This is a genomic window from Streptococcus sp. KHUD_014, from assembly GCF_051106275.1.
GTDB lineage: Bacteria > Bacillota > Bacilli > Lactobacillales > Streptococcaceae > Streptococcus.
Genome location: NZ_CP193666.1, coordinates 1,662,177 through 1,683,013, shown reverse-complemented (window position 1 = coordinate 1,683,013; position 20,837 = coordinate 1,662,177). Strand labels below are relative to the sequence as shown.

General features: G+C 39.9%; 21 protein-coding genes. 16 read left to right on the top strand and 5 right to left on the bottom strand.

The genetic code is table 11. The features are described from left to right. Window positions 1-133: 133 nt before the first annotated feature. From ACORHT_RS08090 to ACORHT_RS08075, 4 genes are read left to right on the top strand one after another with little or no spacing between them, the layout of a single operon-like run. On the top strand, window positions 134-583 hold the full coding sequence (locus ACORHT_RS08090) for a MarR family winged helix-turn-helix transcriptional regulator (protein WP_434349990.1): 450 nt from the start codon (window positions 134-136) through the stop codon (window positions 581-583). Between the two features lie 18 nt (window positions 584-601). After that, entirely contained in the window at window positions 602-1,456 is an 855-nt protein-coding gene (locus ACORHT_RS08085) for an SDR family oxidoreductase (protein ID WP_434349989.1), read from the top strand. Beyond that, window positions 1,449-2,177, top strand: a complete 729-nt coding sequence (locus ACORHT_RS08080; protein ID WP_434349988.1) for an ATP-binding cassette domain-containing protein — start codon at window positions 1,449-1,451, stop codon at window positions 2,175-2,177. Before ACORHT_RS08085 ends, ACORHT_RS08080 begins: the two co-directional genes overlap by 8 nt. Beyond that, window positions 2,170-3,690: an ABC transporter permease/substrate-binding protein gene (locus ACORHT_RS08075; protein WP_414316589.1), complete on the top strand. Its 1,521-nt coding sequence runs from the start codon at window positions 2,170-2,172 to the stop codon at window positions 3,688-3,690. Before ACORHT_RS08080 ends, ACORHT_RS08075 begins: the two co-directional genes overlap by 8 nt. 66 nt (window positions 3,691-3,756) lie before the next feature. Here ACORHT_RS08075 and ACORHT_RS08070 read toward each other — a convergent pair whose 3' ends face one another. Continuing rightward, entirely contained in the window at window positions 3,757-4,119 is a 363-nt protein-coding gene (locus ACORHT_RS08070) for a glucuronide permease (RefSeq protein ID WP_414316590.1), read from the bottom strand. Between the two features lie 32 nt (window positions 4,120-4,151). Beyond that, window positions 4,152-4,697, bottom strand: coding sequence for a TetR/AcrR family transcriptional regulator (locus ACORHT_RS08065; protein ID WP_414316591.1), 546 nt, complete (start codon window positions 4,695-4,697; stop codon window positions 4,152-4,154). Between the two features lie 275 nt (window positions 4,698-4,972). Between ACORHT_RS08065 and ACORHT_RS08060 the strand changes: the two genes are divergently transcribed. From ACORHT_RS08060 to ACORHT_RS08050, 3 genes are all read left to right on the top strand, one after another. Then, window positions 4,973-5,863, top strand: a complete 891-nt coding sequence (locus ACORHT_RS08060; protein ID WP_434349987.1) for a cation diffusion facilitator family transporter — start codon at window positions 4,973-4,975, stop codon at window positions 5,861-5,863. Between the two features lie 121 nt (window positions 5,864-5,984). Further along, window positions 5,985-6,827 carry an aldo/keto reductase gene (locus ACORHT_RS08055; RefSeq protein ID WP_434349986.1) on the top strand — a complete coding sequence of 281 codons (843 nt, stop codon included), beginning with the start codon at window positions 5,985-5,987 and terminating at the stop codon, window positions 6,825-6,827. A 159-nt stretch (window positions 6,828-6,986) separates the two neighbouring features. Then, window positions 6,987-8,024 carry a zinc-binding dehydrogenase gene (locus tag ACORHT_RS08050; protein ID WP_414316594.1) on the top strand — a complete coding sequence of 346 codons (1,038 nt, stop codon included), beginning with the start codon at window positions 6,987-6,989 and terminating at the stop codon, window positions 8,022-8,024. A 62-nt stretch (window positions 8,025-8,086) separates the two neighbouring features. Here ACORHT_RS08050 and ACORHT_RS08045 read toward each other — a convergent pair whose 3' ends face one another. Continuing rightward, complete coding sequence (locus ACORHT_RS08045) at window positions 8,087-9,088, bottom strand: LacI family DNA-binding transcriptional regulator (protein ID WP_434349985.1); 1,002 nt, start codon at window positions 9,086-9,088, stop codon at window positions 8,087-8,089. Between the two features lie 168 nt (window positions 9,089-9,256). On the opposite strand from ACORHT_RS08045, the gene ACORHT_RS08040 reads away from it, so the two are divergent. The 7 genes from ACORHT_RS08040 to ACORHT_RS08010 all read left to right on the top strand — a co-directional run bounded on the left by ACORHT_RS08040 (window position 9,257) and on the right by ACORHT_RS08010 (window position 15,705). Then, on the top strand, window positions 9,257-10,435 hold the full coding sequence (locus ACORHT_RS08040; protein ID WP_434349984.1) for a galactokinase: 1,179 nt from the start codon (window positions 9,257-9,259) through the stop codon (window positions 10,433-10,435). Window positions 10,436-10,453: 18 nt separating this feature from the next. Beyond that, window positions 10,454-11,935 (top strand): UDP-glucose--hexose-1-phosphate uridylyltransferase, encoded by a 1,482-nt coding sequence (locus ACORHT_RS08035; protein WP_434349983.1) that lies wholly within the window; start codon window positions 10,454-10,456, stop codon window positions 11,933-11,935. A gap of 69 nt (window positions 11,936-12,004) precedes the next feature. Further along, window positions 12,005-12,409, top strand: a complete 405-nt coding sequence (locus tag ACORHT_RS08030; protein ID WP_006152721.1) for a PaaI family thioesterase — start codon at window positions 12,005-12,007, stop codon at window positions 12,407-12,409. Window positions 12,410-12,532: 123 nt separating this feature from the next. Next, window positions 12,533-13,387 carry a DNA adenine methylase gene (locus tag ACORHT_RS08025; protein WP_434349982.1) on the top strand — a complete coding sequence of 285 codons (855 nt, stop codon included), beginning with the start codon at window positions 12,533-12,535 and terminating at the stop codon, window positions 13,385-13,387. Between the two features lie 25 nt (window positions 13,388-13,412). Then, window positions 13,413-14,174: a DNA-methyltransferase gene (locus ACORHT_RS08020; RefSeq protein WP_434350836.1), complete on the top strand. Its 762-nt coding sequence runs from the start codon at window positions 13,413-13,415 to the stop codon at window positions 14,172-14,174. After that, window positions 14,171-14,794, top strand: a complete 624-nt coding sequence (locus tag ACORHT_RS08015; RefSeq protein ID WP_247912901.1) for a hypothetical protein — start codon at window positions 14,171-14,173, stop codon at window positions 14,792-14,794. The genes ACORHT_RS08020 and ACORHT_RS08015 overlap by 4 nt, the downstream gene beginning before the upstream one ends. Window positions 14,795-14,796: 2 nt before the next feature. Beyond that, window positions 14,797-15,705 (top strand): type II restriction endonuclease, encoded by a 909-nt coding sequence (locus ACORHT_RS08010; protein WP_247912902.1) that lies wholly within the window; start codon window positions 14,797-14,799, stop codon window positions 15,703-15,705. A gap of 101 nt (window positions 15,706-15,806) precedes the next feature. On the opposite strand, the gene ACORHT_RS08005 is transcribed toward ACORHT_RS08010, so the two are convergent. Beyond that, window positions 15,807-16,193 carry a bleomycin resistance protein gene (locus ACORHT_RS08005; protein ID WP_247912903.1) on the bottom strand — a complete coding sequence of 129 codons (387 nt, stop codon included), beginning with the start codon at window positions 16,191-16,193 and terminating at the stop codon, window positions 15,807-15,809. Window positions 16,194-16,204: 11 nt separating this feature from the next. Then, a complete protein-coding gene (locus tag ACORHT_RS08000; RefSeq protein WP_434349981.1) occupies window positions 16,205-17,032 on the bottom strand; it encodes an exodeoxyribonuclease III in 828 nt (275 codons plus the stop codon). A gap of 262 nt (window positions 17,033-17,294) precedes the next feature. On the opposite strand from ACORHT_RS08000, the gene ACORHT_RS07995 reads away from it, so the two are divergent. Continuing rightward, the gene (locus ACORHT_RS07995) at window positions 17,295-19,040 is read left to right on the top strand and encodes an ABC transporter ATP-binding protein (RefSeq protein WP_434349980.1); all 1,746 of its coding nucleotides are present in this window, start codon (window positions 17,295-17,297) and stop codon (window positions 19,038-19,040) included. After that, window positions 19,030-20,772 carry an ABC transporter ATP-binding protein gene (locus ACORHT_RS07990; protein ID WP_434349979.1) on the top strand — a complete coding sequence of 581 codons (1,743 nt, stop codon included), beginning with the start codon at window positions 19,030-19,032 and terminating at the stop codon, window positions 20,770-20,772. The genes ACORHT_RS07995 and ACORHT_RS07990 overlap by 11 nt, the downstream gene beginning before the upstream one ends. Window positions 20,773-20,837 lie beyond the last annotated feature (65 nt).

The window sequence follows — 20,837 nt, the reverse complement described above, 5'->3', positions numbered from 1 at the left end:
TAAGGATTTTGATTATGAAATTTACTTAGACTTATTAAAAAATTAATATTTCTATATCGAAACAGTTGACAGGTGTAATCAAAAAAGTTACTATATGCTTAAACAGTTCGATATAGAATAAAAAGGAGACATAATGGACAAGATGTTAGGGGGCTACCAAGCTCTACAGATTCGCTTGTTGAATGGGCGTATCTTCCAAAAACTCTTGAGCAAGGAACCAGATGCTCAATACAGAAGTGAACAAGGTAAGATCTTAACAGTGCTTTGGGAAAAAGAGGATGGTTGGGCAACTGCTACGGATATCGCTCTTGCGACGGGTTTAGCCAATAATACATTGACCAGTATGGTTAAGAAATTGGAAGAACAAGGTTTGGTCACGATTCAACCTTGCACGCAGGATAAAAGGAAAAAATATATCTCTTTGACAGATCTCGGTTGGGCACAAAAAGAAATTGGAGACCGTGTCAGTAAAGAATTGGGGGAGATTTTCTACCAAGGATTTTCCAATCAAGAAATCCGAGAATTTGAGGCTTATCAAGAGCGTATTATCACAAATCTAAAAGCTAAAGAAAATGAGATCTAAGGAAAGGAAGTAACAGTTATGATTGGTATTACGGGGGTAACAGGGAAATTAGGTTCTTATGTGGCTGATCTTATCGATAAAAAAGGAATCGCTTCCGTCCATCTAGCACGAAATCCAGAGCGTGCTAAGGTTTACGCGTCTGCGGAAATACGTAGAATGTCGTATACCAATACTCCAGAAGTGGTTGAGGCTTTAAAGGCTATCGATATCTTGTTAATGGTTTCTGCTCGGGAAAATCCAGAGCGTGTCAAGGAACACAAGGACTTTTTAGATGCTGCAAAGCTAGCAGGAGTAGAGCATATCGTCTATACCTCCTTTTATGGGGCAGATGAGAAGGCAACTTTCACCTTGTCTCGAGATCATGCCCAGACGGAAGCCTATATCAAGGAGTTAGGATTCACCTACACTTTTTTGAGAGATAATTTTTACTTGGACTTCCTGATTGATATGGCGCTTGAAAATGGAGAGATTCGTGGTCCGGCCGGCAGTGGTCTTCTGTCAGCTGTTGCCCGTAAGGACACATCTAGGGTTGCAGCAGAGATTCTTTTAAATCCTAAGGAGTGGGAAAATCAAACTTTGAATTTGACAGGGCCAGAGGATCTTTCCATGGAAGAAATCGTAGCGCTTCTCTCAAAAGAGACCGGTAAGGCCATCGCGTATGTGGATGAAACAGTAGAAGAAGCTTATGAGTCACGGAAAAAATGGCCAGCACAAACTTGGGAGTACGATGCCTGGGTCAGCACTTATACAGCTATCAAAGTTGGGGAACAAGCTGGGGTTTCAACAGATATCGAAAAAGTCCTAGGGCATCCGGCAAGTAGCCTATTGGATACTCTTAGAGATAGAAAACTTATAGAGGAAGAACATGATTGAATACAAACATGTAGCCTTGCGCTACACGGATAAGGACATTTTAAAAGATGTCAATCTCCGCATTAAAAATGGAGAATTTATGGTCTTGGTAGGCCCTTCAGGATCTGGAAAAACCACCATGATCAAGATGATTAACCGTCTTTTGGAGCCGACTGATGGCAATATCTATATGGACGGAAAACGGATCAAGGATTATGATGAACGGGAGTTACGTCTCAGTACCGGCTATGTCCTTCAGGCCATTGCTCTCTTTCCAAATCTAACTGTCGCTGAGAATATAGCATTGATTCCTGAGATGAAGGGTTGGAGAAAGGAACAAATCGCCTCTAAAACAGAAGAACTCTTGAACAAGGTTGGTCTACCTGCTACAGATTATGCTCATCGTTTACCAAGCGAGTTATCTGGTGGGGAGCAACAACGGATTGGGATTGTACGGGCCATTATTGGGGAACCAAAAATCTTGCTGATGGATGAGCCCTTCTCAGCTTTGGATGCTATATCTCGCAAGCAGTTGCAAGCTCTCACCAAAGACTTGCACAAGGAGTTCGGTATGACGACCATTTTCGTTACTCATGATACGGATGAGGCTTTAAAATTAGGGGATCGAATTGCTGTTTTACAGGATGGAGAAATTCGCCAGGTCGCAGAACCTGAAACAATTTTACAAGCCCCTGCGACAGACTTTGTAGCGAACTTGTTTGGAGGTAGTCTTCATGTCTAATTTCATTTCAACCTTTCAGGAGCGATTTAGTGAATGGGTAACAGCTCTGGGACAACACTTACAATTATCTCTTTTGACCTTATTGGTCGCTATTTTTCTGACCATCCCACTTGCGGTTTATCTAAATGGTCACAAAAAAGCAGCGACTTGGGTGCTACAAGTTGCGGGTATTTTTCAGACTATTCCTTCAATGGCCTTGTTGGGGCTCTTTATTCCTTTCATGGGGATTGGGACCTTACCAGCCCTCACAGCTCTTGTCATTTACGCTATTTTCCCGATTTTAGAAAATACAATCACAGCCCTGAATGGCATTGATCCTAGTCTTGAGGAGGCAGGGATTGCTTTTGGGATGACCAAGTGGGAGCGACTCAAGAAGTTTGAAATTCCACTTGCCATGCCTGTTATTGTATCGGGAGTTCGAACAGCGACTGTCATGATTATTGGGACGGCGACTCTAGCAGCTCTTGTGGGAGCTGGTGGATTAGGATCCTTTATTCTCTTGGGAATTGATCGTCGGAATACCAGTCTGATTTTAATCGGGGCAATCTCATCAGCCATCTTGGCCATTCTCTTTAATGTCATTCTCAAATGGTTGGAAAAGGCAAAGTTGCGTACGATTATTTCCACCTTTGCTATCATGGTGCTTGGTTTGGGAGCTAGTTATGCTCCAAGCATGATTCCTAACAAAGAGAAAGAGAATCTGGTTATAGCTGGGAAGTTGGGGCCTGAACCTGAGATTCTCATGAATATGTATAAACTTCTCATCGAGGAAAATACGGATATGACGGTGACGGTCAAGCCTAACTTTGGGAAGACAGATTTCCTTTATCAAGCGCTTAAAAAGGGTGATATCGATATCTATCCAGAATTTACAGGTACTATTACAGGCTCTCTCTTGCAGCCAGCTCCTAAAGTGAGCAATGACTCTGAAGAAGTTTATGAAGTAGCGCGTGATGGTATTGCCAAACAGGATCAACTAGCCTTTCTTAAACCCATGGCTTATCAAAATACTTATGCTATAGCAGTTTCCAAAAAAATTGCGCAAGAATATGGGCTTAAGACGATTTCAGACTTGAAAAAAGTAGAAGGACAGCTCAAGGCTGGTTTTACTCTGGAGTTTAATGACCGTGAGGATGGAAACAAGGGCTTGCAGTCTGCTTATGGGTTGAATCTCAATGTGGCAACCATGGAGCCAGCTCTTCGCTACCAAGCCATCCAGTCAGGTGACATTCAAATTACAGATGCTTACTCAACAGATGCTGAAATTGCTCGGTATGATTTAGTGGTTTTGGAGGATGATAAACAACTCTTCCCGCCTTATCAAGGAGCGCCACTGATGAAAGCTGAATTACTGAAAAAACATCCAGAATTGGAAGCTGTTCTCAATAAATTAGCTGGTAAAATTACAGAAAGCCAAATGAGTCAACTCAACTATCAGGTTGGTGTGGAAGGCAAGTCGGCCGAAACAGTAGCGCGTGATTTTCTAGTTCAGGAAGGAATTCTTCAAAAATAAAAGTAGAATGGACTTTATACTAACATAAACCCCATCTTTCTTTTTAGATAAGATGGGGTTTTTGTATTAGAATAAAATTAGTATAAGTGTCAATACTATAGCAAATGTAATTCTGATGATATGGTGAGACTTTTTAAAGGTTCCTTTCTGTTTGTCATTCCAATAGGCTCCGTAGCAAATCAAACCACAGCCAATCAGCCAAATAGATAGTGCGACAATCGGCAAAAAGAAGTAGCAGAAGATAGATAAGGTAGCAAAGAAGTAGAGGAAGATAGATAAGGTAGCAAGGATACTTCCGATAAGGAGAAGCTGATTTCCTAGGGGATTCCTGCCTTTTCTTAATTCTGAAAGGCTAGCCAATAAATGATGAAGAGGAAAAGCAAGAAGTAAGAAGGCTAAAAAAATAGCAAGAATAATAACGAAGTTCATAAGATTTCCTCTCTAGCTAGAATAATGATGATTTATTTTTGTTTGTTTGTCATTTCCATGACGTCTAAGTAAAATCTCACTACTTGATCTTCCTTATAAGATTTTCCTTTTTTTAACCACCAGGTCAGTGTTTCAATAAAATTGCTGACAACAAAATGTTTGAGGTAGGAGGCTGGAATCTTAGGATAGGAAACTTGCAAGTTCTCTGCAACCATGGGATAAACATGGTGTTCCAATTCTTTTTGCAATTGACGAAGGAAGTAGTCATTTTTTGAAAAAAGAAGGCTAGTGACATGGTCTTGATTTTTCTTAAAATGCAAAAAAATATGTGTCAAATATGCTTCGATGCTAATATTCTCCTCGCGATCAAAAAGATGATGAAAGAGATAACGGCAGAGCTCGTCTAGGAGTAATTCCTTACTTTCATAATGACTGTAGAAGGTTGAACGTCCAACGTTGGCTAGGTCGATGATCTCTTGGACCGTGATGGATTCATAATCTTTCTGATTTAGTAATTGTAAAAAAGCAGTATAGATAGCTTTCCGAGTCTTGGTAATACGACGATCTTGAGTACTCATATAGACAATTTGAATCAATTGTTCAGTAACTTACAAACCGAACAGTTTGCTCCTATCCTTTCTTTTTATTTTATTGGATAATAACAATGAAGAGAAGAGATAATAGTCTCATTTCTCAGAATATTTATAGAAATATATGTTTGACGCAGTAGCTGATTGGGATCTTCTTTCGCTATTTAGCTCGAAGAGCATCTAATCAGCATTACGGGCGTGGGACTAGGAAAATTTTATAAAAAAATTTTCCTAGTCCCATTATAACAAAGGAAGGTGGAAAAATGAGTTCAAAACGTGCTATTTGGCTGGCTTTTTTCTTAAATTTGAGTTACGCCATTGTTGAGTTTATTGCAGGCGGAGTATTTGGTTCTAGTGCTGTTCTTGCGGACTCTGTCCATGACTTAGGAGATGCTATTGCAATTGGGCTATCAGCCTTTCTTGAAACAATTTCCAATCGTGAAGAGGATAGTCATTACACCTTGGGTTACAAACGATTTAGCCTTCTAGGAGCTTTGATAACGGCTGTGATTCTCATGACAGGATCTGCTCTAGTCATTTTGGAAAATATAAGGAAACTATTTCATCCACAACCTATCAATGATGAAGGAATCCTCTGGCTTGGAATTATTGCGGTTAGTATAAATGTGCTAGCGAGTTTAGTGGTTCGTAAAGGAAAAACAAAGAATGAGTCTATCCTTAGCCTGCATTTTCTGGAAGATACCCTGGGTTGGATAGCAGTCATCCTGATGGCAATTATTCTACGATTTACGGATTGGTATATCTTAGATCCTCTCTTATCACTTATCATTTCCTTCTTTATCTTGTCAAAAGCCATTCCACGTTTTTGGTCTACACTTAAGATATTTCTCGATGCGGTTCCTGAAGGTATTGATACAGGTAAACTGGAAAAGGAGTTGTTTGCTCTAGAAAATATCAAGAGTATCAATCAACTGAGTATTTGGTCCATGGATGGTCTAGAAAATAATGCAATTGTTCATCTATGCTTAGAGGATTTGACACGAATGGAAGAATGCAAAGAAGCTATTCGCAGTCAATTAAGACAAAGTGGAGTTCACAATATTACTATTGAAGTGGATACTAGTCCAATGAATCATAATCAACACAAGCGCTGCCTTGAAGATATTGGGGGCATAAAAGGTCACGAACACTAGAGAGAAGTTTTGGAAAGGTTGATACTGTGTTTTCCTCTTATATATGCTATTTTTCATTTGCTAGTATACAAATCTTTAAATTGAGTGTAAACTAAAAGTATCAAAAGAAGTAGGGGAAAATATGTTTTACAAAACCTTAAACAACAATATCAAAATGCCACAACTTGGATTTGGAGTATTTCAGACTCCAGTAGATGAAACAAAGCGAGCAGTTCTTGAGGCTATCGAGGTTGGTTATCGTTCCTTTGACACTGCACAAATCTATGGCAATGAAGCAGGTGTTGGGGAAGCTATCTTGGAGTCAGGTCTTCCACGGGAAGAATTCTTTATCACGACCAAGGTTTGGATTTCGAATGCTGGTTATGAAAAGGCCAAGGCTTCTATTGAAGAATCCTTGAAAAAGCTTCAAACAGATTATATTGACCTTTTGTTGGTTCACCAACCTTTCGGTGATTATTATGGAACTTATAGAGCCATGGAAGAAGCTTACAAGGCTGGCAAGATTCGGGCTATTGGTGTCTCTAACTTTTCGCCTAATCGATTCATTGATCTTCAACATTTTGTGGAAATTAAACCGGCTGTCAACCAGATAGAAACCCATGTCTTTCAGCAACAAAAAGAGACCAAAAAGTATTTGGAAAAATACAATTGCCAGATTGAATATTGGGGGCCTTTTGCGGAAGGAAAAAATGACTTCTTTAATACTCCTTTGTTGAAGGCAATTGGAGAAAAGTATGGCAAATCAGTAGCGCAAGTAGCTCTACGTTTCTTACTTCAAAGTGACGTGGTTGTTATTCCTAAGTCTGTTCGTAAAGAACGGATGCAAGAGAACTTTGATATTTTTGACTTTGAGTTAACAGAAGATGAAATGAAGAACATAGAAGGATTGGACCAAGGACGTACACTCTTTCATGATCATCAAGAACCAGAAACAGCTGAAAGATTTATCTCATTTTTAGGCTAAGTAAAGGAGACCAGCTAGTCTGACTATTATATCTATAAGATGATTGAGTTCTTAGGAGTCAATTTTGTTTGGTGGAAACTTTTACTATCATCTTGCATGCTATTTGACTCATAAAAGTGTATACTAAAGGTAAGTAAGCAAAGAAAGTAGGTTGTTCTTATGAAGAAAACAGTCTATACAAAAGCAGGGCAAGTTGGTCTTGTCGAAGTGGAGCGTCCGCAAATTGAGGCGCCGGATGATGTCGTTCTCCGGATTGTCCGTACCTGTGTCTGCGGTTCAGACCTCTGGAGCTACCGTAATCCAGACATTGAAAAGGGGCATCAAAATAGCGGTCACGAAGCTATTGGAATCGTCGAAGAAATCGGAGATGCTATTACAACGGTTAAACCAGGAGATTTTGTCATTGCGCCTTTCACCCATGGCTGTGGCGAGTGTGATGCCTGTCACGCTGGCTATGATGGAACTTGCGATCGCCATATTGGAACCAACTGGTCTGATGGAGTGCAGGCAGAGTACATGCGTTTTGAATATGCAAACTGGGCACTCGTAAAAGTCCTTGGACAACCATCCGATTATACTGAAGCCATGCTCAAATCCTTCTTGACTTTGGCAGATGTTATGCCGACGGGCTACCATGCTGCGCGTGTTGCTCATGTCAAACCAGGTGACAAAGTGGTGGTAATCGGTGATGGGGCAGTTGGACAATGTGCTGTTATTGCAGCCAAAATGCGTGGAGCTTCCCAAATCGTCCTCATGAGCCGTCATGAAGATCGACAAAAGCTGGCTATGGAATTCGGTGCTACAGCGGTAGTTGAAGAACGTGGTCAAGAAGGTATTGCTAAGGTTCGTGAAATCCTTGGTGGCGGAGCGGATGCTGCCCTTGAATGTGTCGGTACTGCAGCAGCTGTTGATCAAGCCCTAGGTGTCCTTCACAATGGAGGGCGCTTAGGATTTGTTGGTGTGCCTCACTACAATAACCGTGCTCTTGGTTCGACCTTTGCCCAAAACATCTCTGTAGCAGGTGGAGCAGCTTCTGTTACCACCTATGACAAACAGTTCTTACTCAAGGCTGTTCTTGATGGAGACATCAATCCAGGTCGTGTGTTCACTCATAGTTATCGCTTAGATGAGATTGATCAAGCCTATAAAGATATGGATGAACGTAAGACCATTAAAGCTATGATTGTGATTGAATAGAAAATAAAATCCTAATAGAGAGTGAACTCTTATTAGGATTTTTCTATTGTAAACAGTTGTATTTAATGCAAGGTGCTTTCTCTTAACGTCAGTTTGGTTCCAAGCATGGTGAGGCTTGGAATTTTACGCCCATGAAGAACTTCTCTGTTTAAAATATCCATTCCTGTACGTCCCATTTCTTCGGTGTAGACTGAGATACTGGAAAGGGGTGGGAACACTTGCTTGGTTAGAATGGTATCATTAAAGGAAATAATGCTCACGCGCTCTGGTATGCTGATGCTGGCTTCTTGAAGGGCGCGAAGGGCACCGATTGCCAAACTATCACTAGCTGCAAAAAAGGCTTGTGGAAGTTTATCTCCTAATTTTTCGATAGCCTCTTTCATCAAGTCATATCCAGATTGGGCAGTAAAAAGTCCTTGGAAAATGAATTTCTCGTTATAAATTCCCTTTTCTTGTGTATAGGATTTAAAGTAACCTAAGCGTTTGTCTGCGATGACTTCTTCTTGGTCAGTAGTAGTTTCAAGACCGGATAAGATACCAATCTTCTTAATCCCGTGGTCTGTAAAGTAATCGACAACCTGTCTAACAGCATTATTAAAATCTGTAATGACACAGGTGTGTCCCAAGGCTATGGTGTCACTATCTAGAAAAACTAGAGGTTTTTGATACTCTTCAAATGATGCAATCTGTGCTTTGCTAAATTTTCCAATACAAAGAATTCCAATGACTTCTTCGCTAAGCGTAAAAGGTTGATCATTGAAATAGCGTAAGATTTCGTAATCTAATTCTTGTGCCCTATTTTCGATTCCTAGTCGAATCTGGTAGTAGTAGAGGTCTTCCAACTCACCTTGTTCGCTGACCCACTGGATAATAGCAATCTTTTGTTTAAGTTTGTGACTTTCGCCTGTTTTAAGATGTTTGGTATAACCTAGTTCTTCAGCGACAGTTAAAATACGATGTCGGGTTTCTTCTGTGACAGATAGACTCTGATCGCGATTGAGGACACGGGATACAGTTGCGATTGAGACAGAGGCTAACTGAGCAATATCTTTGAGTGTAGCCATAATTCCCCTCCTTTTTAGGTTATTATATCATATTTTTCTATCTTTTTACTCATAGTTTAGTAAAATATCGGTAAAAATGTTGACCAAAGCAAAACCCTTGGGTACAATAGAAGAAAACGATTACAAGGTAAACTTTTTTACCTAACAAATTGTCAAAGGAGAATTCATATGACACAACATCTTACTGCTGATGCACTTCGCAAGGATTTTCTTGCGGTTTTTGGTCACGAAGCAGATCAAACCTTCTTTTCACCAGGCCGTATCAACTTGATTGGGGAGCATACTGACTATAATGGTGGCCATGTTTTCCCAGCTGCTATTTCACTAGGAACTTATGGAGCAGCACGCAAGCGTGATGACCAAGTTTTGCGTTTCTACTCCGCAAACTTTGAGGACAAAGGCATTATCGAAGTGCCTCTGGTTGACCTTAAGTTTGAGAAAGAGCACAACTGGACCAACTATCCAAAAGGTGTCCTTCATTTCTTGCAAGAAGCTGGACATGTGATTGATAAAGGGTTTGATTTCTATGTCTATGGGAATATCCCAAATGGTGCCGGTTTGTCTTCATCTGCATCCTTAGAGCTTTTGACAGGTGTCGTGGCAGAATACCTCTTTGACCTAAAATTGGATCGTTTAGATTTAGTAAAAATCGGGAAATTGACAGAGAACAACTTTATTGGGGTTAATTCTGGTATCATGGACCAATTTGCTATCGGTATGGGGGCAGATCAACGTGCTATTTACCTTGATACCAATACTTTAGAATACGACTTGGTTCCCCTTGATTTGAAGGACAATGTTGTTGTTATCATGAACACTAACAAACGCCGTGAACTTGCGGATTCTAAATACAATGAACGTCGTGCTGAATGTGAAAAAGCAGTAGAAGAACTCCAAGTGGCCTTGAATATTCAAACCTTGGGGGAATTGGATGAATGGGCTTTTGATGAATATAGCTACCTGATCAAAGACGAAAATCGCTTGAAACGTGCGCGTCATGCAGTTCTTGAAAACCAACGTACCCTTAAAGCGCAAGCGGCTCTTCAAGCAGGAGATTTAGACAAGTTTGGTCGTTTGATGAATGCTTCTCATGTTTCACTTGAGCACGATTACCAAGTAACTGGCTTGGAATTAGATACCCTTGTTCATACAGCTTGGGCTCAAGAAGGTGTTCTTGGTGCTCGTATGACAGGAGCTGGCTTTGGTGGTTGTGCAATCGCCTTGGTTCAAAAGGATGCTGTTGAGTCCTTTAAGGAAGCTGTAGGCAAGCACTATGAAGAAATCGTTGGCTACGCTCCAAGCTTCTATATCGCTGAAGTGGCAGGTGGAACTCGCGTTCTTGAATAGTCAGAAGGAGGTTATCTAGTGACCTTAGTAGAAAAATTTGTTACCAAAGTCATTGCAGAAAGTAGCTTTGAAGAGTTGGATCGAATTTATCTGACCAATCGTGTTTTAGCACTGGTGGGAGATGGAGTTCTTGAAGTTGAGACTGACCAAGATGATTTGATTGACCTCAAAGATCAGCTTGTCGAGGAAGCCGTTCTATTGGGAACGATTGAAGATAGTCAGGCTGCGCGTGAGATTCTCGGTGCTGACCTCATGGACTTGGTAACCCCTTGTCCAAGTCAGGTTAATCGTGAATTTTGGAATACCTATGCCCAGTCACCAGAGCAGGCAATTGCAGACTTCTACCAACTCAGTCAGAAGAATGACTACATCAAACTGAAGGCTATCGCAAAGAACATTGCTTATCGTGTACCATCTGACTACGGTGAACTAGAGATTACCATCAATCTCTCTAAGCCTGAAAAGGATCCAAAAGAGATTGCGGCAGCTAAGTTGGTTAAGTCGAGTAACTATCCTCAATGTCAGCTCTGTATGGAAAATGAAGGCTACCATGGTCGTGTCAATCATCCCGCTAGAAGCAATCACCGGATTATTCGTTTTGATATTTCTGGGCAGGAGTGGGGCTTCCAGTATTCGCCTTACGCTTACTTTAATGAGCACTGTATTTTCCTAGACAGAAAACATCGTCCTATGGCTATTAGTCGCCAAAGTTTTGAACGTTTGTTAGCGATTGTGGAGCAGTTTCCAGGCTACTTTGCTGGTTCGAATGCAGACTTACCAATCGTGGGTGGTTCCATCCTGACCCATGATCATTATCAAGGTGGTTGTCATGTTTTCCCAATGGAAGTGGCTCCTATTCAGAAAAACTTTACCTTTGAAGGTTTTGAAACTGTCAAAGCAGGAATTGTCCAGTGGCCTATGTCTGTGATTCGATTGACGTCGGATTCAAAAGACGAGCTGACTAACCTTGCGGATAAAATCTTGCTGGCTTGGCGTCAGTATTCTGATCCAAGTGTTCAGGTCTTGGCGGAAAGTAATGGAACACCGCATCACACTATCACACCGATTGCGCGTAAAAGAGATGGGCAGTTTGAGTTGGATTTGGTCTTGCGGGACAATCAAACATCTCCAGAGCATCCAGATGGTATCTATCATCCCCACAAGGATGTCCAACATATCAAGAAAGAAAATATCGGCTTGATAGAGGTTATGGGATTGGCAATCTTGCCACCACGCTTGAAGGAAGAAGTGGAGCAGGTGGCAGCTTACCTAGTCGGAGAGGATGTTTCTATTGCGGATTATCACCAAGAATGGGCAGATGAGTTGAAAGAATCCCATCCTGACTTAAAAGATAAAATTCAAGCTCTTAATATCGTCCAAGAGTCTGTTGGAAAAATATTTGCACGAGTTTTGGAAGATGCAGGAGTTTACAAGCAAACAGAAGAAGGACAAGCAGCCTTTATGCGCTTTGTGGAGCAGGTTGGTATTTTGCCCGAATAAGTGCTTCTCTCTTGCGTAGAGTCTTGAAAAGTAGTATCATAGTGTCGTTTGAAATATCAGGAGGAACGTATGAAAGATTTTCACTTTGACGCTATATCTGCCTTTGAAAATTACGAAATTGAAAAAATGAGAGACGGTCACGTGGTGGTGACAACAAAAGTAGTGGACTCCTCACTCAACTACTATGGGAATGCCCATGGAGGCTATCTCTTTACCCTATGTGACCAAATCAGTGGTCTTGTGGTGATTTCGCTAGGATTAGACGGGGTGACACTCCAGTCTTCCATCAACTATCTGAAAGCTGGAAATCTAGGGGATGTTCTCACTATCAAAGGAGAATGTGTCCATCAAGGACGTACCACTTGTGTCGTCGATGTTGACATCATCAACCAAGATGGCCGAAATGTCTGCAAAGCAACCTTCACCATGTTTGTCACAGGACAACGGTCTGAAGATAGACAGGTGAGGATATAAAAGAAAAAATGAGTAGGAAAAATTATCCTACTCATTTTAAATTGTTAAAGAAGTTCCAGAGAAATATATAAGAGCAGTGAAATACCAAGCTAATGGTTACTTATATGTGGTATAATAATAAGTATGAATATTGAACAAACGAAAAAAGTTATTCTACAACCATTCACTAAATGGACAGGTGGTAAAAGGCAATTATTACCTATCATAAAAGAACTTATGCCTGAAAGGTATAATGATTATTATGAACCTTTTATCGGAGGGGGGGCATTATTTTTTGATTTAGCTCCTGAAAGGGCTGTTATTAATGATTACAATGCTGAGTTAATCAATTGTTATCAACAAATTAGGAATAATCCTCGGGAGTTAATTGACATATTGAAGTATCATCAGGAAAATAATTCAAAAGATTATTACTTACAATTACGCTCAGCTGATCGTGATGATAGAATAAACAACATGTCTGATGTCCAAAGAGCTGCTAGAATTCTATATATGTTAAGAGTTGATTTCAATGGTTTATATCGAGTGAATTCTAAAAATCAATTCAATGTACCATACGGTAGCTATAAAAATCCTAAAATTGTTGATGAAGAGTTAATATTTGCTATTTCAAATTATCTAAATAGCAATCAAATAGAGATTAGAACAGGCGATTTTGAGGATGCACTCTTAGATATTCAAGGGGGTGATTTTATCTATTTCGATCCTCCTTATATTCCATTATCTGAGACAAGCGCTTTTACATCGTATACTCATGAAGGTTTTTCTTATGAGGACCAAGTTAGATTAAGAGATACATTTAGGAGACTAAGTGATGCAGGCGCTTATGTAATGTTGTCAAATTCATCGAGTCATTTAGTAGAGGAATTATATCAAGATTTTAATATCCATCATGTAGAGGCTACACGAACAAATGGTGCTAAGTCTTCCAGTCGAGGAAAAATTTCTGAAATTATAGTCACAAATTATGAAAATTAACGAATATAAGTATGGGGGTGTTTTAATGACAAAACCATACTATAATAAAGACAAAATGATTCTTGTTCATGCAGATACGTTTAAATTATTGTCAAAAATGAAACCAGAGAGTATGGATATGATCTTTGCTGACCCGCCATATTTTTTAAGTAATGGTGGGATATCTAATTCGGGGGGACAAGTTGTTTCCGTTGATAAAGGAGATTGGGACAAGATTTCTTCATTTGAGGAAAAGCATGAATTCAACCGCAAATGGATTCGTTTAGCAAAAGAAGTTTTGAAGCCTAATGGGACTATGTGGATTTCAGGGAGTTTGCATAATATTTACTCAGTTGGAATGGCATTAGAGCAAGAAGGTTTTAAAATTCTAAATAATATTACTTGGCAGAAAACAAACCCTGCACCCAATTTATCCTGTCGTTATTTTACTCATTCTACCGAAACTATTTTATGGGCAAGAAAAAATGACAAAAAAGCTCGTCATTATTACAATTACGATTTGATGAAAGAGCTAAATGATGGTAAGCAAATGAAAGATGTTTGGACAGGAGCCTTGACGAAAAAAGCTGAGAAATGGGCTGGCAAGCATCCAACACAAAAACCAGAATATTTATTGGAACGTATAATTTTGGCTTCTACTAAAGAAGGTGACTATATTTTAGACCCGTTTGTAGGAAGTGGAACAACTGGAGTAGTTGCTAAACGCTTAGGTAGAAGATTTATAGGCATTGATGCTGAAAAAGAATATTTAAAGATAGCAAAGAAGAGGTTGGAATATACACAATGAAAAAGGGTGGCATTGGAGGAGCAAACACTAAAACAGGTTTAGCTTTTGAAATACAAACGGATTTCCCTACATTTTTATCCAAACAACCAGGTTATAGTATTAAAAATATTGACCTTGATACAAAGAGACAGGGGAAGGGTGAAAAGGCAAAAATTATCAAAGGAACGAAAAAACGTTCAAAACCAATGAGATGGAGAATCGATTTTTTAGGAGAAGAAGTTGGACAGATTTTCCAAAAAGACGGCCTATATCGCTATTTTGATGAGATTGATGATTTTGATTATACTAAAATCATATCCGCCAAATTATTGCCTGATGAAGCAATCTTTGTTATTAGTAAGAATACTGTATATATCATAGAGAAAAAAACACAGAGTGGTGGAGGAAGTGTAGATGAAAAGTTGCAAACATGTGATTTTAAATTAAAACAATATAAAAAACTCTTTTCTCCGTTAAATAAAGAAGTTTGCTATTCTTATTTATTGGATAAAGATTGGTTTAAAAATCCTCGTTATAAAGATACTTTAGATTATATTATTAGTGTTGGATGTAAATATTATTTTAATTATATTCCATTAGATGCGATTGGCTTACCATTACCTAAACAAGAGGAAAATTAATTATGAATTTTAAAAATTATTTAATAAAATCCCCACAAGAAAGGTTAACGATTTTCTTAGAATCATTATCAATTACCAATAGAACTCCAGAGTATTATGTGAATTGGAATAAAGTTGACCGTGAGACAAAGAAGTATGAATTAGAATTGAATACTTTGAACTACTTAATTGGTAAAGATGATATTTATTCAGAAGCTTTACGTTTATTCACTAAACAACCTAATTTGTTAAAAGCTATTCCTAGCTTAATCGCAAGTCGTGATAGAGTTTTAGATATTCTTACAATAGACAATGATGATAATATGTCTTTTGAGCAATTGGATTTCAAAACGATAGACACTAGTAGAATAGATGATTACTTGAAATTTATCGAGCAATCTGGTTTATTAAATTTTTTACAACAACATGCTAATCGTTCATTAGTTGATTATGTTTATGGAGTAGAGACTGGATTAGATAGCAATGCACGAAAAAACCGAAGTGGAACAACCATGGAGGGGATTTTAGAGAGACATGTAGCAAAAATTTGTCAGGAACAAAAATTGGAATGGAAATCTCAAGCTACAGCCCAATTTATTAAGGATAAGTGGGGAATTAAAGTACCTGTTGATAAATCTGAGAGAAGATTTGATGTTGCAGTTTATTCCCGAGAAAAACATAAGATTTGGCTGATTGAAACAAATTATTATGGTGGAGGTGGAAGTAAATTAAAAGCGGTGGCTGGAGAATTTACTGAACTTAGTCAATTTGTTGTTACATCAGATGATGACGTAGAGTTTGTTTGGGTTACGGATGGTCAAGGATGGAAAACTGCACACTTACCATTAGCAGAAGCATTTAGTCATATTACTAATGTGTTTAACTTAGAAATGTTGAGAGAAGGATTTTTATCTGAATTGTTTCGACAATAGACTTGTTGAACTTTATAATTAGGTAAGTGACAAAAGAAATAAGAAAAAGAGGCACATGCCTCTTTTTTATATTTCTTTTTCCACTCTAATGCTGTATTATTCTATTCACTAAATCTTAAAAAATAGCCATCTGGGTCTAAAACTGCAAATTCATGGGGGTAGATATATTGTTCACCAACGCGAAATTCTCTTTTAGTCAAAGGACGATGAATAGGATAGTTAGACTCGATTACTTTCTGATAGAGTCTGGGGACATCCTTGATACCAAAGGAGATATTGACACCACGCCCGAAAGGATAAGTCAGTTGGGATAATTCTTCTGCGTTACCTTCTTCTAGCATAAGTTGGCAGTCTTCAAGCGAAAGGAAGAGAAATTTTTCCTCTGGACGCTCGTATTCGACAGAGAATCCCAATAAGTCGCAGTAGAAGGAACGAGACTGTTCTAGATTCGAGACTATAAACTCGGGAATAACTGCATTGTAGTCCATAAAGAAACTCCTTACAATTCAATCTCCAAGACAATTGGTGTATGGTCTTGGCGTGCGCCTGAGTCAATCATGTCTGACTTGGTCACCTTGTCTGCTACACGGTTACTTGTGAGCCAGTAGTCGATTCTCCAGCCTGTATTGTTGATTTTTGAAGTTTTGCTACGTTGTGCCCACCAAGTATAGCGTTCTGGCACATCGCCATGGATATGGCGGAAGGTATCTGTAAATCCTTTGGCTAAAAGGTTTGTAAATCCTTCACGTTCTTCGTCTGTAAATCCTGGTGAACGGCGGTTGCTGGCTGGGTTTGCAAGGTCAATTTCCTTGTGGGCAACATTGTAGTCTCCGGTTGCTAGGACAGGTTTTTGCTTGTCTAGTTGAGCCAAGTACTCTGCATATTTGATATCCCAGACTTGACGTTCTTCCAAGCGTTTGAGGCCATCACCAGCGTTTGGTGTGTAAACTTGAGTCACGAAAAATGTATCAAATTCTAGGGTAATGATGCGTCCTTCCGAGTCCATAGTAGAAGGAGCACCGATTTCTGGAAAGCTGATGCTTGGAGTTAGTTCTTTCTTGTAGAGGAACATGGTTCCAGCATAGCCTTTACGAGCAGGTTCTTGAGAGGAACGCCAAGTATTTTCATATCCAGGGAAGAGTTCTTCTAACACCTCGAGGTGTTTTTTAGTAGGCCCTGTAGCTGAAAGCTTGGTTTCTTGGATAGCGATAATATCGGCATCTTCGGCTACCAAGGTTTGGAGGACATCTTGTGATAATTTCGCACGCGCAGAATCACTCGTGAGTGCAGCGTTTAGGGAATCAATATTCCATGAGATCAGTTTCATAATGTTTACCTTTTCATTCAGATTATAGACAATATTATACCAGAAAAAGGAGTATTTCCCCAGCGTATGGTTTGAAAAATCCAGGTCATTCCTATATAATAAAGAATGATTTATGTAAAGGATTGAAAATAAATGAAATGTTACTCCTTTGAGTATCTTTATCGCTGAATATGACAAAGTTTAAGTTAGTGTCATCACCTATGAATAGGAAAAACCTGAGGCAGTCGCCTCAGGTTTCCATTTGTCATTAGAAAGGAATTTTATGTCCATCATCCAAAAACTCTGGTGGTTTTTTAAATTAGAAAAACGCCGTTACCTAGTTGGAATTGTAGCTTTGGTTTTGGTTTCTGTACTAAACCTCATCCCACCTATGGTCATGGGGCGCGTGATCGATGCCATTACTTCGGGACGATTAACACAAGATGAGCTCTTGCTTCATCTCTTTTATCTCCTGCTGGCAGCTTTCGGGATGTACTACCTGCGTTATGTTTGGCGCATGTATATCCTAGGGACTTCCTACCGACTTGGACAAATCATGCGTTCAAGACTATTTGAGCACTTTACAAGGATGTCTCCCGCTTTTTATCAGAGTTATCGGACTGGGGATTTGATGGCTCATGCAACCAATGATATCAATGCTCTGACTCGTTTAGCAGGTGGTGGTGTCATGATGGCAGTGGATGCCTCTATCACAGCCTTGGTGACTCTCTTGACTATGCTCTTTAGCATTTCTTGGCAGATGACCTTGGTTGCCATTCTGCCCTTGCCATTTATGGCCTATGCGACTAGTCGTCTGGGGAGAAAGACCCATAAGGCTTTCGGAGAATCACAAGCAGCCTTTTCAGAACTCAACAATAAGGTTCAAGAATCTGTATCAGGTATCAAGGTAACCAAGTCCTTTGGCTATCAATCTGATGAGTTGGACTCTTTCCAGGAGGTCAATGATTTGACCTTCCAAAAGAATCTGCAAACCATGAAATATGATAGCCTCTTTGACCCCATGGTTCTACTCTTTGTTGGTTCTTCTTATGCCTTAACTCTCTTAGTCGGTGCCTTTATGGTGCAAGCGGGACAAGTAACCGTCGGGAATCTGGTCACCTTTATCTCTTACTTGGATATGTTGGTCTGGCCCTTGATGGCGATTGGTTTCCTCTTTAATATTACTCAAAGAGGGAAGGTTTCTTATCAACGAATTGAGAGTCTCTTGTCTCAAGAGTCACCTGTCAAAGATCCAGAATCTCCACTTGACGGGATTGAAAATGGGTGCTTAGACTATGCCATTGATCGTTTTGCCTTTGAAGACGAAGAGACGCTGAGAGATATACATTTTAGTCTCGAAAAAGGGCAAACCTTGGGCTTGGTTGGGCAAACTGGTTCAGGGAAAACTGCCTTGATCAAATTGCTCCTACGAGAGTATGACGTTGACCAAGGAGCTATTTATCTAAATGGTCATGACATTCGTGACTATCGACTAGCTGACTTGCGAAGTTTGATGGGATACGTCCCACAGGACCAATTTCTCTTTGCTAGCTCTATCTTAGAGAATATTTGTTTTGGAAATCCTGACCTACCTTTCTCAGCAGTAGAAGAAGCGACTCAGTTGGCTCAAGTCTATCAAGACATTCAAGCCATGCCTGAGGGATTTGATACAGTTATCGGGGAAAAAGGTGTTAGTCTATCTGGTGGACAAAAGCAGCGTCTGGCCATGAGTCGGGCTATGATTCTAAATCCTGATATCTTGATTTTAGATGATTCCTTGTCAGCAGTGGATGCTAAGACAGAGTTCGCAATCATCGATAATCTCAAGGAAACTCGCAAAGATAAAACGACTATCATCACTGCCCATCGTCTCAGTGCAGTTGTTCATGCAGATTTGATTTTGGTCATGCAGGATGGTCGCATCATTGAACGAGGTAGGCATGAAGACTTACTAGCCTTGGATGGTTGGTATGCCCAAACCTACCAGTCTCAACAGTTAGAAATGAAAGGAGAAGAAGATGCGCAATAAACAAGAACAATGGGCTGTATTGAAACGCTTGATGTCCTATCTCAAGCCCTATGGTCTCCTAACCTTTTTAGCGTTAGCCTTTCTCCTTGCTACGACTGTTATCAAGAGTATCATCCCCTTGGTAGCTTCGCACTTTATCGACCAGTATCTACATAATCTCAACCAGCTTGCCGTTACAGTTTTGCTGGCCTACTATGGACTCTACATTCTTCAAACCATTGTCCAATATGTGGGAAATCGCCTCTTTGCGCGTGTGTCCTACAGCATTGTTAGAGATATTCGACGTGATGCCTTTGCCAATATGGAAAAGCTAGGCATGTCTTATTTTGATAAGACACCTGCAGGTTCCATTGTTTCGCGTTTGACCAATGATACTGAGACTATAAGTGATATGTTCTCAGGGATCTTGTCTAGCTTTATCTCAGCAGTCTTTATCTTTGTGACGACTCTTTATACCATGCTCGTTTTGGACTATCGTCTGACAGCTTTAGTATTGCTCTTTCTACCTTTGATTTTCCTTTTGGTCAATCTCTACCGTAAAAAATCTGTCAAGGTCATTGAAAAAACCAGAAGTCTACTGTCAGATATTAACAGTAAGCTGGCCGAAAATATCGAAGGAATTCGTATTATTCAAGCCTTTAACCAAGAAAAACGCCTGCAAGATGAGTTTGATGAGATAAACCAGGAACACCTAGTCTACGCTAATCGTTCAGTAGCCTTGGATTCTCTCTTTTTACGTCCAGCTATGAGTTTGTTGAAGCTGTTGGGATATGCAGTTTTGATGGCTTACTTTGGCTATCGCGGTCTTTATCTAGGAATAACGGCAGGAACTATGTATGCCTTTATCCAGTACATCAACCGTCTCTTTGATCCTCTCATCGAGGTAACGCAAAACTTTTCTACTCTTCAGACCTCCATGGTGTCAGCAGGACGTGTTTTTGCGCTGATTGATGAGTCAAACTATGAACCGGTCCAAGAAAATGGCCAATCCAAGATTCAAGAAGGAAATATTCGCTTTGAGCATGTGTCCTTCTCTTATGATGGGCAACACCAAATTCTAGATGATATTTCCTTTACCGTCAATAAAGGAGAAACCATTGCTTTTGTCGGTCATACGGGATCGGGAAAATCTTCTATCATCAATGTTCTCATGCGCTTTTATGAATTCCAGTCAGGTCGGGTTCTACTAGATGGTGTGGATATTCGAAAGTATAGTCAAGAGGAGCTGAGAAAAAACATCGGTTTGGTTCTACAGGATCCCTTCCTCTATCATGGGACCATTAAGTCCAATATCGCTATGTACCAAGATATCAGCGATGACCAAGTCAAGGCTGCAGCAGAATTTGTCGATGCAGATTCCTTCATTCAGGATCTTCCTTTAGGTTATGATGCCCCTGTATCTGAGCGTGGTTCGAGTTTTTCAACTGGTCAACGTCAGCTTCTTGCCTTTGCTAGAACTGTTGCCAGTCAACCTAAAATTCTGATTTTGGATGAAGCGACAGCCAATATCGACTCTGAAACAGAAGCTCTGGTCCAAAATTCCCTAGCTAAGATGAGACAAGGTCGGACAACCATTGCCATAGCCCATCGCCTTTCTACCATTCAAGATGCTAATTGTATCTATGTTCTTGATAAGGGACGTATCATCGAAAGTGGAACCCACGAGGAACTCCTAGCATTGGGTGGAACCTATCACAAGATGTATAGTTTGCAGGCAGGGGCTCTTTCCTAAGGAAGAATTCCTTTAAAACATAGATTTCTTGCACTGCCTCTTTCATTTTGTGGTATAATGTAGAA